Origin of the sequence: Paracandidimonas soli, assembly GCF_004342005.1 — a bacterium.
In the GTDB taxonomy this organism is placed as follows: domain Bacteria; phylum Pseudomonadota; class Gammaproteobacteria; order Burkholderiales; family Burkholderiaceae_B; genus Paracandidimonas; species Paracandidimonas soli.
In genome coordinates, this window is sequence record NZ_SMBX01000002.1 from 482905 (window position 1) to 496651 (window position 13747).

The 13747-nt window shown below is 63.4% G+C and carries 11 protein-coding genes; 6 read left to right on the forward strand and 5 right to left on the reverse strand.

Annotation, left to right across the window (positions count from 1 at the left end; translation table 11 throughout):
• Positions 1 to 25 precede the first annotated feature (25 nt).
• Both EV686_RS05885 and EV686_RS05890 read right to left on the reverse strand, forming a co-directional pair.
• Complete coding sequence (locus tag EV686_RS05885; RefSeq protein ID WP_243650764.1) at positions 26 to 1687, reverse strand: ABC transporter permease; 1662 nt, start codon at positions 1685 to 1687, stop codon at positions 26 to 28.
• 47 nt (positions 1688 to 1734) lie between these two features.
• Positions 1735 to 2775 (reverse strand): Fe(3+) ABC transporter substrate-binding protein, encoded by a 1041-nt coding sequence (locus EV686_RS05890; RefSeq protein WP_132474471.1) that lies wholly within the window; start codon positions 2773 to 2775, stop codon positions 1735 to 1737.
• A gap of 413 nt (positions 2776 to 3188) precedes the next feature.
• On the opposite strand from EV686_RS05890, the gene EV686_RS05895 reads away from it, so the two are divergent.
• The 6 genes from EV686_RS05895 (at position 3189) to EV686_RS05920 (ending at position 9557) form a co-directional block, all read left to right on the forward strand.
• Entirely contained in the window at positions 3189 to 3968 is a 780-nt protein-coding gene (locus tag EV686_RS05895; RefSeq protein ID WP_132474473.1) for a ferredoxin--NADP reductase, read from the forward strand.
• A 229-nt stretch (positions 3969 to 4197) separates the two neighbouring features.
• Positions 4198 to 4584: a Rid family detoxifying hydrolase gene (locus tag EV686_RS05900; RefSeq protein ID WP_132474475.1), complete on the forward strand. Its 387-nt coding sequence runs from the start codon at positions 4198 to 4200 to the stop codon at positions 4582 to 4584.
• Positions 4585 to 4589: 5 nt separating this feature from the next.
• Positions 4590 to 6671 carry an ATP-dependent DNA helicase RecG gene (gene recG, locus EV686_RS05905; protein WP_132474477.1) on the forward strand — a complete coding sequence of 694 codons (2082 nt, stop codon included), beginning with the start codon at positions 4590 to 4592 and terminating at the stop codon, positions 6669 to 6671.
• Between the two features lie 43 nt (positions 6672 to 6714).
• Positions 6715 to 7668 (forward strand): LysR substrate-binding domain-containing protein, encoded by a 954-nt coding sequence (locus EV686_RS05910; protein WP_132474479.1) that lies wholly within the window; start codon positions 6715 to 6717, stop codon positions 7666 to 7668.
• 93 nt (positions 7669 to 7761) lie between these two features.
• On the forward strand, positions 7762 to 8280 hold the full coding sequence (locus tag EV686_RS05915) for a Dps family protein (RefSeq protein WP_132474480.1): 519 nt from the start codon (positions 7762 to 7764) through the stop codon (positions 8278 to 8280).
• 146 nt (positions 8281 to 8426) lie between these two features.
• A complete protein-coding gene (locus tag EV686_RS05920) occupies positions 8427 to 9557 on the forward strand; it encodes a branched-chain amino acid ABC transporter substrate-binding protein (RefSeq protein ID WP_132474482.1) in 1131 nt (376 codons plus the stop codon).
• Positions 9558 to 9668: 111 nt separating this feature from the next.
• Here EV686_RS05920 and EV686_RS05925 read toward each other — a convergent pair whose 3' ends face one another.
• Genes EV686_RS05925 through EV686_RS05935 form a run of 3 tightly spaced genes read right to left on the reverse strand, consistent with a single transcriptional unit; the run spans position 9669 to position 13745 of the window.
• A complete protein-coding gene (locus tag EV686_RS05925; RefSeq protein WP_132474484.1) occupies positions 9669 to 11681 on the reverse strand; it encodes an acetyl/propionyl/methylcrotonyl-CoA carboxylase subunit alpha in 2013 nt (670 codons plus the stop codon).
• On the reverse strand, positions 11671 to 12963 hold the full coding sequence (locus tag EV686_RS05930) for a carboxyl transferase domain-containing protein (protein WP_132474486.1): 1293 nt from the start codon (positions 12961 to 12963) through the stop codon (positions 11671 to 11673). Before EV686_RS05930 ends, EV686_RS05925 begins: the two co-directional genes overlap by 11 nt.
• Entirely contained in the window at positions 12960 to 13745 is a 786-nt protein-coding gene (locus tag EV686_RS05935; protein WP_132474488.1) for a LamB/YcsF family protein, read from the reverse strand. The genes EV686_RS05930 and EV686_RS05935 overlap by 4 nt, the downstream gene beginning before the upstream one ends.
• Positions 13746 to 13747 lie beyond the last annotated feature (2 nt).

The window sequence follows — 13747 nt, forward strand, 5'->3', positions numbered from 1 at the left end:
TGGCCGGTGGGCGACGATGTTTCGATCACGTTTTCTTTTCCATGGAAAACTGGGTTCTTGCCAGCAGGATCACGGGCAGGAGGCCGGCCAGCACGATGCCGAGCGCGGCAATCGCTCCTTCTTCATAGGTGCCGCGCGCCGCCTCCGCGTAGAGCCAGGTGGCCAGAGTCTCGAAGTTGACGGGCCGCAATAGCAGCGTGGCGGGCAATTCCTTCATGGCGTCGACGAATACCAGCAAAGCGGCGGCGCCGATGGCCGGCCGCAGCAGGGGCAGATGCACGCGCCTGAGCGTGCCTGCCGAAGTCTCGCCCAGCAGGCGGGAGGATTGTTCCAGCGAGGGCGGAATCCTTGCCAGCCCGGCTTCGAGGCCGCCTACGGAAATCGCCAGGAAACGAATGGCATAGGCAATGACGAGGGCGGTGAAGGATCCCGTCAGCCAGAGCTGGGGACTGATCCGGGAAAACAGCGACAGGATATGGTTGAACAGTCCGTCGACCAGGACGAACGGCGTCAGCAGTCCGATAGCAAGCACAGTGCCGGGAATCGCGTAGCCTATGGTAGAGAAGCGCGCAGCGATGCCGAACAGCGCGGATGGGCGCCGGGACGGCCTTGCCACCCACACCACCAGCAGGCCGCAGAGAATTGTCAGCAATGTAGCGCTCAGCGAGACGGATACGGTATTGACGGCGCTGGAGATCAACTGGCTGGACAACTGGCCGGCCGAGCCCAGCCGTTTGACGGTTTCGTTCAACAGGTACAGGGCTGGAGCGACGAAGCCGATCACGATCGGCGTCCAGCCGAGCAGGGCGGCCAGGAGGGACCGGGCGGGGGAGAGCGTCTGGGGCCGCAAGGGACGCGAGCGCTGCGTGAGCGCGTAGCGCTGATGTCTCCTGCCATGGCGCTCCAGCAGGATCAGTCCGGCCACGAGCACCAGCATGGCAAGCGAGATCTGGGCTGCGCCAGCCAGGTCGGATCGCGTCACCCAGGTCGTGTAGATGGATACCGTCAGTGTCTGCACGCCGAGGAATTCCGATGCGCCGATGTCGTTGAGAGTTTCCAGCAAGGCCAGGCTGACTCCTACGGCAATGGCGGGGCGCGCCATGGGCAGCGCGATCCGGAAGAACACGCTGCGGCGGGTTTCTCCAAGGATGCGGCCGGCCTCCAGCAGGCTGGCTGCCTGCGAGGAGAACATGATGCGTGTGGTCAGGTAGACATAGGGATACAGCACGAATCCCAGCAGGAACACGGCCCCGGGCAGGGAACGGATGTCAGGCAGACGAAACTGCCGGGGACTGTCGTAGCCCAGGATGTCGCGGACCAGCGTCTGGATGGGGCCGATGGGATGCAGAAGGTCCAGATAGGCGAATGCGATGATGTAGGTGGGAACCGCCAGCGGCAGCAGCAGCGCCCAGGAGAGCACGCGGCGGGTAGGAAAATCGTAGGCAGTGACCAGCCATGCGCTGCCCACTCCGAGGCAGGATACGAGAACGCCCACGCCCGCCAGCAGCAAGGCGGTATTGCGCAAGGCTACTGGCAGGACGTATTGCGCCAGGTGGGCCCAATGCTCGAATGAGCCGTGAAGCGCGTGCCACAGTAGAGTCGCCACCGGGGCCATGACGCAAAGCGCAACGAGCAGGGCGGCAAAAGGCGTGGCCGCCCCGCCGGGAAGAAGACGCAGGTATCGCAAGATTCAGACCCGATCCGCTCCGTGGGTGGAAACTGGCGGGATGGACATCAATTGTTGAAGCCTACCTTGTCCACCAGTTCGCTGGCCTGCTTGCGATGCTTGGCGATTTCCGTCAGGGGAAGGGAGTCCACTTTCAGGGGGCCGAAGCTTTCCACTACCGGATCGAGCGTCACGCCGGCCTTGACCGGGTATTCGTAGTTGGCCTTGGCGTAGAGATTCTGCGCCTTGTCCGAAACCAGGTATTCCAGCAGCTTGACGGCATTGTCCCGGTTGGGCGAGTGGCGCGCCACGGCGGCGCCCGAGATGTTCACGTGCGTGCCCTGGCCGTCGGCGCTTGCGAAGGTCGGACGGACTACTTTGATGGCGTCGCCCCACTTGCGCGCGTCGGTGCCGGGCTCGGCATTCTTCATGTGGCCGACGTAATAGGCATTGGCAAGGCCGATATCGCAGATGCCGCCCAGGATGTCGCGGGCGACGTCGCGATCGCCGCCGGCCGCCTTGCGGGCCAGGTTGTTCTTGAGATTGCGCAGCCACGCCTCGGTGGCCTCGGCGCCATTGTGGGCGATCATGGCCGCGATCAGCGCGGTATTGTAGGGATGCTGGCCGGACCGGATGCAGACTTTGCCTTTCCAGCGGGGGTCGGCAAAGGCCTCATAGGTGATGGCATCGACTTTCAGGTCGGCGGCGACATAGGCCACGCGATCGCGCAGGGACAGGGTGTACCACTGGTTGTCGCTGCCGCGCAGGTTTTTGGGGATGGCTTCCTGCAGCACCTTGGATTCGACGGGCTGTGTCACGCCGGCCTCGACGAGGTCCAGCAGGTTGCCGATATCCACGGTCATGAGGATGTCGGCGGGGGATTTTTCGCCTTCGGTCCTGACACGCTCGATCAGGCCGTCCTTGACGAAAACGGTATTGACCTTGACGCCGGTATCCTTGGTGAACTCCTCGATCAGAGGCTGGATGAGCTTGGGCTCGCGCGTCGTGTAGACGGTGACGTCGTTGGCAGCGGCGAAGGCGGGAAGGGCGATGAGTCCGGACAGCGCAAGGCCGCGGATCAGTGGCAGTAGTGCGGAACCTGTTCGCATGGGGGTCTCCTGTGTGGAATCGTGATGGCGCCGATGCCGCATGAAGATGAGGCTTCCTGGGTGGAAACAGGTCTCGCGAGCGGCGCATGTTTGCCAGTGGCGGGGCAACAGCTATTCTAACTCATCAGAAATGATTCTTATCAACAAGCTGCTGTAGAATGACGAATCTTGCGATTGCTGCTTCGATGGCGCGCAGCCATTCGTTTCACCATCCGGGATCCATGCGCTTACAACAGCGTAAATCCTTGATCCATATTAAGGTCCTTGTCGATGGCAGAAGGCCTTGCGGAAAGAGCAAGCGCCTGCTGGCGATATAATCCCCTGGACTTGCCTGCCGCCCGGCGTCGTTTTTTTGCTGCGTGGCATACCTAATTTTTCGATCTTTTCAGATCCCGACGGATAATTTTTTCTTCATGGCTGCATTCAATACCGAGAAGGTTCTCAGTGTGCATCACTGGAACGACACGCTCTTTTCCTTCACTACGACGCGCGATGCTTCCTTGCGTTTCCATAACGGCCATTTCGTCATGCTCGGTCTGGAAGTCGACGGCAAGCCGCTGATGCGCGCCTACAGTATCGCCAGCCCGAACTACAGCGAAAACCTCGAGTTCCTCAGCATCAAGGTGCAGGACGGTCCGCTGACTTCCCGCCTGCAGCACCTGAAGGTCGGGGATTCCGTCCTTGTGAGCAGGAAGCCGGTGGGCACGCTGGTCATCGACGATCTGAAACCCGGCGCCAGGAACCTTTACCTGTTCGCTACCGGCACGGGCTTGGCTCCCTTCATGAGCATCATCCAGGATCCCGAGACCTACGAAAAGTTCGAAAAGGTGGTGTTGCTGCATGGCGTGCGCTTCGTCAGCGAACTGGCCTATGCGGATTTCATCCAGAACGAGCTGCCGCAGAACGAATACTTCGGCGACGTCGTCCGCGAAAAGCTGATCTACTATCCCACGGTCACGCGCGAGCCTTTCCGCAACCAGGGCCGCATCACCGAGCTGGTGGAAAGCGGCCAGTTGTTCACCGACATCGGCTTGCCGCCGCTCAACCCCGAGACAGATCGCGGCATGATCTGCGGTAGTCCCGCTATGCTGGCGGACATCAGCAACATGCTCAACAGCCGCGGTTTCACCGTCTCTCCCGGCGTCGGCCAGCCCGGCGACTACGTCATCGAGCGCGCGTTCGTCGACAAGTAAAGTCGTCGCGCCATCCCGGCGCCGTACCAGCCCGATCCATTAAAGCCCTGCGGCCAACCCCGCGGGGCTTTTAATTCCGGCTATAGATGTATACACTCCGATAGTCCTTATTCCATTTCCATATCGAACGTGCGCTTTGCCGGCTTCGCTTGCCATGCCAGCGTTTCGCCTTCGCGTTCACGCACGATCCGGAACTGGAGCTATTTGAAAAATCCATCGGAGGTGTCACATGGGCAAATCAGTCATACATACGGAAGCCGCGCCGGCGGCAGTCGGGCCTTATTCCCAGGCCATCGTCGCTCCGCAGGGCCGGACCGTCTACCTGTCCGGCCAGATCGGACTGGAACCCGAGACCGGCGAGCTGGTTTCCGAGAATTTCGAAGCCCAGGTGCGCCAGGCTTTCTCCAATATGAAGGCCGTCATCGAAGAAGCGGGCGGCACGCTGGAAAGCATCGTCAAACTGACGCTGTTCCTGACGGACCTGAGTAAGTTCGCCAGCGCGAATGCCATCATGGCCGACCTGATTCCGCAGCCGTTTCCGTCACGCTCTACCGTTGGAGTGGCCAGCCTGCCCAAAGGGGCGCAGTTCGAAGTGGAGGCCATCATCGTCATCTGACGCGCATGCCCACGACTTCGGACAGGCGGGCGTCCCGTTCCGGCGCGCCCGCGCGACCCGACGGGTTGACGCCGTCCGAGCGCAAGCTGCTGCAGCTGGGGCTTAGGACGCCGCAGGACCTGATCGTGCACCTGCCGCTGCGCTATGAAGACGAAACGCGCATCCACGCGGTCGGTGGGTTGGTGCCGGGGCAGGCGGCGCAGGTGGATGTGACAGTCATACGCAGCGAAGTCCAGCTCAGGCCTCGCCGCCAGCTCCATGCCGTGGTCGAGGACGGTACCGGGCGCATCGCGCTGCGCTGGCTGCATTTCTATCCCAATCAGCAAAAACAGCTGCAGGCGGGTGCGGCCCTGCGAGTGCGCGGAGAGGTTCGGCGAGGCTTCGACGGCCTGGAAATGGTGCATCCGCATATCGGACGCCAGGAAGAGCCGCTGCCTTCTTCGCTGACCCCGGTCTATCCATCGACGGCCGGACTGACCCAGGGCTATCTGCGCAAGGCGATTGCGCGCGCGCTGGACATCGCCGACCTGTCCGACACGCTGCCGGAAGCGCTGCGCGAGCAGCACGGACTGATGCCGTTTCGCGATGCCATCCGCTTGCTGCACAATCCGCCACCCGATGTGTCGGAAGCCTCCTTGCGCGAGAAAGGGCATCCGGCCTGGAAGCGCATCAAGTTCGACGAGCTTCTGGCCCAGCAGCTTTCGCTGGCCATTGCCCGCGAAGAGCGCATGAGACAGCATGCGCACCAATTGTCCGTGCGCAACGGCGCGCTGGAACAGGCATTGCGCTCCAGCCTGCCATTCCAGCTGACCGAAGCGCAGGAGCGCGTCATCGCTGAAATCGGTGCAGACCTCACGCGTGCCCATCCCATGCACAGACTGTTGCAGGGAGATGTCGGCAGCGGCAAGACCATCGTCGCCGCATTCGCAGCTACCCAGGCCATTGACAGTGGTCAGCAGGTCGCCATCATGGCGCCGACGGAGCTCCTGGCTACCCAGCATTTCGACAAGCTGATGGGCTGGCTGGCTCCGCTGGGCATCAGCGTGTGCTGGCTGACGGGGAGCCTGACGGGCAAAAAGCGCAAGGAAGCCTTGCAGGCGATAGAGTCCGGGTCGGCGCAACTGATCGTAGGCACGCAAGCCCTGATACAGGAAGGGCTGTCGTTCGCCCGGCTGGGGCTCATTATCCTGGACGAACAGCATCGTTTCGGCGTGGGCCAGCGCCTGCAGCTGAGCCGCAAGGGAGAGGAGGTGGCGACCACAATCATCCCGCATCAGTTGCACATGAGCGCCACGCCTATCCCGCGCACGCTGGCCATGACTTTTTTCGCCGACCTAGATGTGTCCGTGATCGATACGCTTCCGCCGGGACGCACGCCCGTCGTGACCAAGTTGGCGGACAACGCCCGCCGCGACGAGGTCATCCAGCGGGTGGTGGCAGAAGTCAGGCAGGGCAGGCAGGCGTACTGGGTGTGCCCGCTGGTTCAGGAGAGTGAAGCGCTGCAGCTGCAGACAGCGGAAGATACCTTTCAGTCCCTGGCCGGGCTTTTGCCCGACCTGCGCATCGGACTGATCCACGGCCGTCTGCCGACGGCGGAGAAATCCAGGGTCATGGATGCCTTCCGCTCGGGCGAGTACGACGTTCTGGTGGCGACGACCGTGATCGAAGTGGGCGTGGACGTCCCCAATGCCTCGCTGATGGTCGTCGAGCATGCGGAGCGCTTCGGCCTGGCGCAACTGCACCAGCTGAGGGGCCGGGTGGGGCGGGGCAGCGCTCAGTCTGTCTGCGTGCTGATGTACCAGTCGCCGCTGTCGCTCATTGCCAGGCAGCGCTTGCGCGCCATGTACGAAACCACGGATGGCTTCGAAATCGCGCGGCGTGATCTGGATCTGCGCGGGCCGGGGGAGTTTCTGGGCATCAGGCAATCGGGAACCGATATCCTGAGGTTCGCCAGCCTGGCGGAGGATACGCAACTGGTGGAAAAGGCGCAGGAGGCGGTTGGGCTGATGCGCAGCAGGTATCCAGGGCATGCGCGCAGGCACATGCACAGGTGGATGAAGGGCAAGCAGGATTTCCTGCGCACATGACAAGAACGGATGATGCCGGCATCGGCATCGCAAGAGAGCGGACATGACACTTACCGAATTGAAATACATCGTCGCAGTCGCCCGCGAACGGCATTTCGGCAGGGCGGCCGAAGCTTGTTTCGTCAGCCAGCCGACGCTGTCGGTCGCCATACGCAAGCTGGAGGACGAACTGGGCGTCACCTTGTTCGAGCGAGGCGGGAACGAGATAGGCGTGACGCCCATCGGCATGCGCGTCGTGGAACAGGCCCAGAGGGTGCTGGAGGAAAGCGCCAATCTCAGGGAAATCGCGAGACAGGGGAATGATCCGCTGGAAGGCCCGCTGCGCGTGGGTGTCATCCACACCGTGGGGCCGTACCTGCTGCCCAGGCTGGTGCCGGAGCAGATACGCATGACGCCGCAGATGCCGCTGCTGCTGCAGGAAAACATGACGCAGCGCCTGCTTGAGCTGCTGCGGCAGGGGGAAATAGACTGCGCGATCGTCGCGTTGCCGCTGCCGGAAGTGGGGTTGACGGTGCGTCCGCTCTATGACGAGCCTTTCGTTGTATCCGTTCCGTCCCAGCATCCGCTTGCGCAAAAAGAGCAGATCGACGCCGCCGAACTGAAAAACGAGACCATGCTGCTGCTGGGTACGGGGCATTGTTTCCGAGACCAAGTTCTGGGCGTATGCCCGGAACTGGCGCGCTTCTCGGCCGCGAGCGAGGGCATCCAGCGTACTTTCGAAGGCTCCTCACTGGAAACCATACGCCATATGGTCGCGGCGGGGATCGGCGTCACGGTGCTGCCTGCCAGCGCCATCGCCACGAACAGCGCGGAAAGCCAATACCTGACCTATGTCCCGTTTTCCAGGCCCATTCCCGACCGCAGGATCGTGCTGGCATGGCGCAAGAGCTTCCCCAGAATCAACGCCATCGACGCATTGACGCAGGCGATCCGGGCCTGCGGCCTGCCCGGCGTGCAGTATCTGGATGACGACGGCAACCCTGTGGGCAAAGGCTGACGCCGCGGCCGTGCTCCGGGGTGTGATATTGCCGTGCGCCGTGCTATCCTGAAGTCGTTATCTTCATTGAATGACTGACGGAGATTGTTCATCATGACCAAAGCTCGCAAAACAAGCAAAACCACGGCCATTCCCAGCGAGGGCCTCCGGATCGATATCGGCATCAGCGAAAAAGACAGGGCGGCAATCGTCAAGGAACTATCCAAGTTCCTGGCGGATTCCTACACACTGTATCTGATGACGCACAATTTCCACTGGAACGTCACCGGGCCGCTGTTCAATACGCTGCACGTAATGTTCATGGACCAGTACAGCGAAGAATGGCAGGCGCTGGACGAGATCGCCGAGCGCATCCGCGCTCTGGGTCACTATGCTCCCGGTACCTATGCGCAGTACGCCAGCCTGAGCTCCATCGCGGAACCCAAGAACGTGCCAGACGCCACCGAGATGGTGCAACTGCTGGTCAAGGGCAACGAAGCCGTCGCCAAGACCGCCCGCGCCGCGCTCAAGCGCGCCGACGAGGCCGACGATGCGCCGACCGCCGACCTGCTGACGCGCCGCCTGGACGTGCACGAGAAAAACGCCTGGATGCTGCGCAGCCTGCTGCAGTAACGCGTTTCAGGGCTGCGCAATAGCGCAACCGCGCCAGCGCCAGCACAGCATGCCCGGCCTCGAAGCCGGGCATGCTGCATTCAGGGGCTTGGCGTGCAAGGCGATGGGCTTCGGTGTATCCTTCGCAGGTCTACAAGGAGGCACACATGAACATCAAATCTCACCTCACCCCTCTGGTTGCCGCATTGAGCATGGTTGCGGGCCTGGCCGCCGCGCCGGTCGCCCATGCCGACAGCATCCGTATCGCCATCGCCGGACCTTTCACGGGTTCGCTCACGCAATACGGAGACATGGTGAAGCAAGGGGTTGATACCGCCGTCGAGGTCATCAACGCCGGAGGCGGCGTACTGGGCAAGACGCTGGAAGTCGTCACGATCGACGACGGTTGCGAGCCCAAGCAAGGGCCTGTCGTCGCCAACCGTGTCGTCAATGACAAGATCGGCTATGTCGTCGGCCACGTCTGCTCCGGCGCGACCATCGCCGCCACCGACGTCTACGACAACGAAGGCGTACTGATGATCACGCCCTCGGCCACGGCGCCGGCCGTCACAGACGGCAAGAACTACGAAATGATCCTGCGCACCATCGGGCGCGACGATCAGCAGGGCCCGGCCGCGGCCAAGTTCATCATCGACAAGATCAAGCCGCAGCAGGTCGCCGTGCTGCACGACAAGCAGTCCTACGGCCAGGGCATCGCCGCCGCGGTGAAGCGCGATCTGGAAGCCGCGGGCATCAAGGTCGCCATCTACGAAGGTATCAATGCGGGCGACAGCGATTACTCCGCCGTGATTACCAAGCTCAAGAGCGCCGGCGTCGACTTCGTCTATTTCGGCGGCTATCACCCCGAAGCCGGACTGCTGCTGCGCCAGGGTTCTGAGCAGGGCCTGAAGAATGTGCGCTTCATGGGCCCCGAAGGCGTGGGCAATCCCGACATCAACGCCATCGCAGGCGAAGCCGTGGAAGGCCTTCTGGTGACACTGCCGGCCGACTTCACCAAGGATCCCGACAATGCAGCCATCGTCAAGGCATTCGCCGACAAGAAGCGCGACGCCAGCGGAGCCTTCCAGATGACGGCGTATGCAGCCACGCAGGCCATCGCCGAAGGCATCAAGGGCGCTGGCGTCAACGATCCCGCCAAGGTCGCGCAATACCTGCACGCCAACTCAGTCAAGACGCCAATCGGCACGATCTCCTGGAACGAGCAGGGCGACCTGAAAGACTTCCGCTTCGATGTCTTCAACTGGCACAAGGACGGCAGCAAGAGCCTGTACGAGTAAGTAGGGTGGTCGGCCCCGGGGCATGCATCGCCTGATCGGGCCGACGCAAAGAAAAAGGCGGGGCGGTTCTGAACCGTCCCGCCTTTTTTTGGCGTCCCCGCAAGTCCGGCCTCAGGACAGGGCGGACAGCCTCAACAGTACATCTCCCGAGCCGGCTCTTTGTCCCGGCTGGAAATTGACCTCCGTCACCCGGCCATCGGCCTGCGCTGTGATGGCATGCTCCATTTTCATGGCCTCCACGACACCGACCACGTCGCCGGCATGGATTTCGTCGCCTTCCTTGACGGCGATGGACAGCAGGACGCCGGCCATGGGCACGGAGATCCGCAGTCCGCCGTCTTTGGATTCGGGCGCAGGCATATACAGCAGCGCCTGATGGCTGGCCTGGGACAGGACGCCCAGATCCAGGCGCAGGCCGGCCTGCTGGAGCCGGTATTCATAGCCTTTGGCGCCGGGCAACTGGACTATCTGCGCCGCCAGGGGCTTGCCATCCGCTTCGGCACAGAGCAGGCCCGCGACCTGCCCGCGCGCAATCGCAATGCGGATCTGCGTTCCGGCCTTCGTCCGCACGGTAAAACGAATGCGCGCATCGTTCGTATCCGGGTTTTCCCGCTTCAGCGCCAGCAGGCGGCATGTCTTCGGATCGGCAACCGAGTAGACCGCCAGACGGATTTCCTCGTCCCGGGCGGCATGCAGGGATCCGTCCAGGCAATGCTTTGCCGCGACCAGCGCCGCCAGGGCGTCGGACATACCGTCGAACTGAACGTCGGCCCGCAGCCCGGCGGGGTAGTGCGCCTGCAGGAAGCCGGTATCGAAGTCGCAGGCGGCGAAGGCCGGATGGCGGATCAGCTCGGCCTGCAGCGGCAAACTGGAATCCACCCCGCGTATGACGAAGCGGTCGATGGCCTCCGCCATGCGCGCGATGGCCTGCTTGCGGTCCGGCGCATGCACGATCAGCTTCGCCATCATGGGATCGTAGTGCACGGGGATATCGGAACCGTGCGTCACGCCGCTGTCCACCCGGACGCCGTCCATGCCTTCCGGCGGCTGGAACAGGGTCACGCGGCCTGTGGACGGCAGATTATCGTGATAGGGATCCTCCGCATTGATGCGGCACTCGATGGCCCAGCCATTGCGGGGGATATCCTCCTGCCCGAAAGTCAGGGGCTCGCCCGCGGCGGCGCGCAGCATCCATTCGACCAGGTCGAGGCCTGTGATGGCTTCGGTGACGGGGTGCTCTACCTGAAGCCGTGTGTTCATTTCGAGGAAATAGAAAGACTGGTCCTTGCCGACTACGAACTCCACTGTGCCCGCGGTGAGATAGTCGACGGCGTGCGCCAGCGCCACGGCCTGTTCTCCCATGGCCTTGCGGGTGGGCTCCGACAGGAAGGCGCTTGGCGCTTCTTCGATCAGCTTCTGGTGGCGGCGCTGCAGGGAGCATTCGCGTTCCCACAGATAGACGGCATTGCCATGCGCATCGGCCAGCACCTGAATTTCGATATGACGGGGCTGCTCGATGTATTTCTCGATGAAGATCCGGTCGTCGCCGAAGCTGCGCATGGCCTCGCTGCGGCACGACTGGAAGCCGCTCAGGGCCTGGGCGTCGTCGTAGGCCACGCGCAGGCCCTTGCCTCCGCCGCCCGCCGAGGCCTTGATCATGACCGGGTAACCGATACCGCGGGCGATTTCGACCGCTTCTTCCGCGGAGTCGATGACCGCGTCATGGCCGGGAATGGTGTTGACGCCGGCTTTTTGCGCGACCAGGCGGGAGGCGATCTTGTCGCCCATGGCGCGGATGGCGTCCGCTCGCGGCCCTACGAACACGATGCCGGCGTCTTCCAGCGCCTGCGCAAAGGCCGCATTTTCCGAAAGAAAGCCGTAGCCCGGGTGGACGGCTTGAGCGCCGGTTTGCCTGCAGGCCTGCAGAATGGCTTCGATATTCAGGTACGAATTGCGCGAAGGAGCCGGCCCGATGCGAACGGCTTCGTCCGCCAGGCGCACGTGTTGCGCATGCCTGTCGGCATCGGAATAGACGGCTACGGTGGCGATCCCCAAGCGCCTGGCCGTGCGCATGATGCGGCAGGCGATTTCTCCGCGATTGGCGATCAGGAGCTTAGTGAACATGAGGAACTTCCGAGGGTGATTCCGTGAATTTGCCGCTTGCGTCCCGGGACAGCAGGCGTGCGAGCGATTGGGCGGTCAGTGCCGGAGCGATGCGCGTTATGCCGTCGTCCCCGGCGGGTATGCCGCGCCTGCCGCCGGCGCTTATTCTGGCCCCGTTCCAGGCCAGGCAGGTCCGGCGATCCAGGCTGGCGGACAGCCCCATGGCTAGGCCTGCCGCGCCCAGCGCATCGCGAAGGACCAGCGTGACGATTTTGCCATGCCGCTGCCATTGTTGCATGAGGCGCGCGGCCAGGGCTGCGATGCCCGCACGCTCCTGCGCCTCTCCGGGGACGAAACCTGGCGCATCGATCAGGCTGACGACGGGCATGCGGCGTCTGACGCATAGCGCGAGGAAGCGGCTGGCCTTCTCCAGAGCGGCGGCATCCAGGCAGCCGGCCAGGATGCCGGGATCGCTGGCCACGATGGCGCATGCCTGTCCGCGCAGGCGGGCGAACCCCGTGATCAGCGAGGTTTCCCTGCCGGCCTGCAGCTCCAGGAAGCTGCCGGGATCGAGGACTGCCTCCAGCAGCACACGGATATCGTAGGCTCCATTGCCATCGTCCGGCGGCAGCAACTCGTCCAGGCAGGCCAGCGCCGCGTCTTCCTGCGCGCGAAGCTGATCATGGAATGACGGTGAACTATCCGATGTCGCCAGCAGATAGCGCCTGGCCTGGAGCACGGCATCGAGCAGGTGCGGGCATGCCCGGCAGGCGATGCCGCCGGCGCGGGCATGGGCCAGTGCTCCGCCCAATTGCTCCGGGTCCTGGCGCACGCCGCAGACGGCTTCCACCGCATCGGCCGCGCTCAGCGCCAACCTGCCGGAACCCTGCACGAAGAAGGCCGCATCGGCAAGGCAGGGCAGCGTGGACAGGAAGCCGCTGGTATCGGCAGCCACAATGGAAAGCAGGCAGCGATTCTCGGCAGATTCCGACAGGGCGAGAAAGAGCGCCGCCTGGGCCCCGGCCAGGCCCGGATCGTCGCGCAACATGACGTTGCCGCCCAACGCCAGCACGATGGTATGCCCCTCGCCGGAGGCTGCGCGTATCTGCCCGGCCAGAAGACGCAGGTCGCCGGCGGAAACACCGTCCACGCTCGACAGCAGGAACAGGCTGACAGGGGTTTCGGCGATCCGACCCTGAATACCGGATACCGCCGCGCCATGGCGAACCATGGCAGACGCTCCGGCGGATGCGCTGCCGTCGTCGAACAGCAGCGGCAGCACCTGGTTGTCCGCGAGGCTCATGCAAGGCCTTTCAGCGTATAGCCTTCGGCGCGCAGCGAGTCGCGCAGCAACCTGGCGGTATTCACCGCATCGGGGCCGTCGCCGTGCACGCAAATGCTGTGGATGGGAGTGGAGAGCACCTTGCCCGACGCGGAAATCAGTCCGCCGCTTTCCAGCATGCGCTTGACGTGCGCAAGCGAGGCTTCGGCGCCGTGGATCATGGCGCCGGGCTTGCTGCGCGAGACCAGCGAACCGTCTTCCTCATAGGCGCGGTCGGCGAAGGCTTCCTCGGCGACGCGCAGCCCTTGCTCCTTTCCGGCGCGGCTGAGCTGCGACAGGGCGGGCGACAGCAGGACCAGCGACGGATCGTAGGCGTGGATGGCCCTGGCCACGACCTGGGCCAGCGCATAGTCGGCCGCGGCCATATTGTTCAGCGCGCCATGCGCCTTGACGTGGACGACGCGGGCGCCTTCCGCCTTCGCCATGCCGTCGAGCGCGGCGATCTGGTAGATGATGGCGGCTTCGAGCTCATCGGGCGCCATGACCATGTTGCGGCGTCCGAAGCCCTGCAGGTCGGGAAAGGAGGGATGAGCGCCGATATCGACGTTGTTTGCCTTGGCTGTCCGTATGGTGTTGCGCATGACGAGAGGATCGCCTGCGTGGAAGCCGCATGCGATATTCGCCGAGTCGATAATCTGCAGCAAGGCTTCGTCCATGCCCATTTTCCATGCGCCGAAGCTTTCGCCCAGATCGGCGTTCAGTCCAACAGTCGGTGTCTCAGTGTGTGTGCTGTTCGTTGCCATGC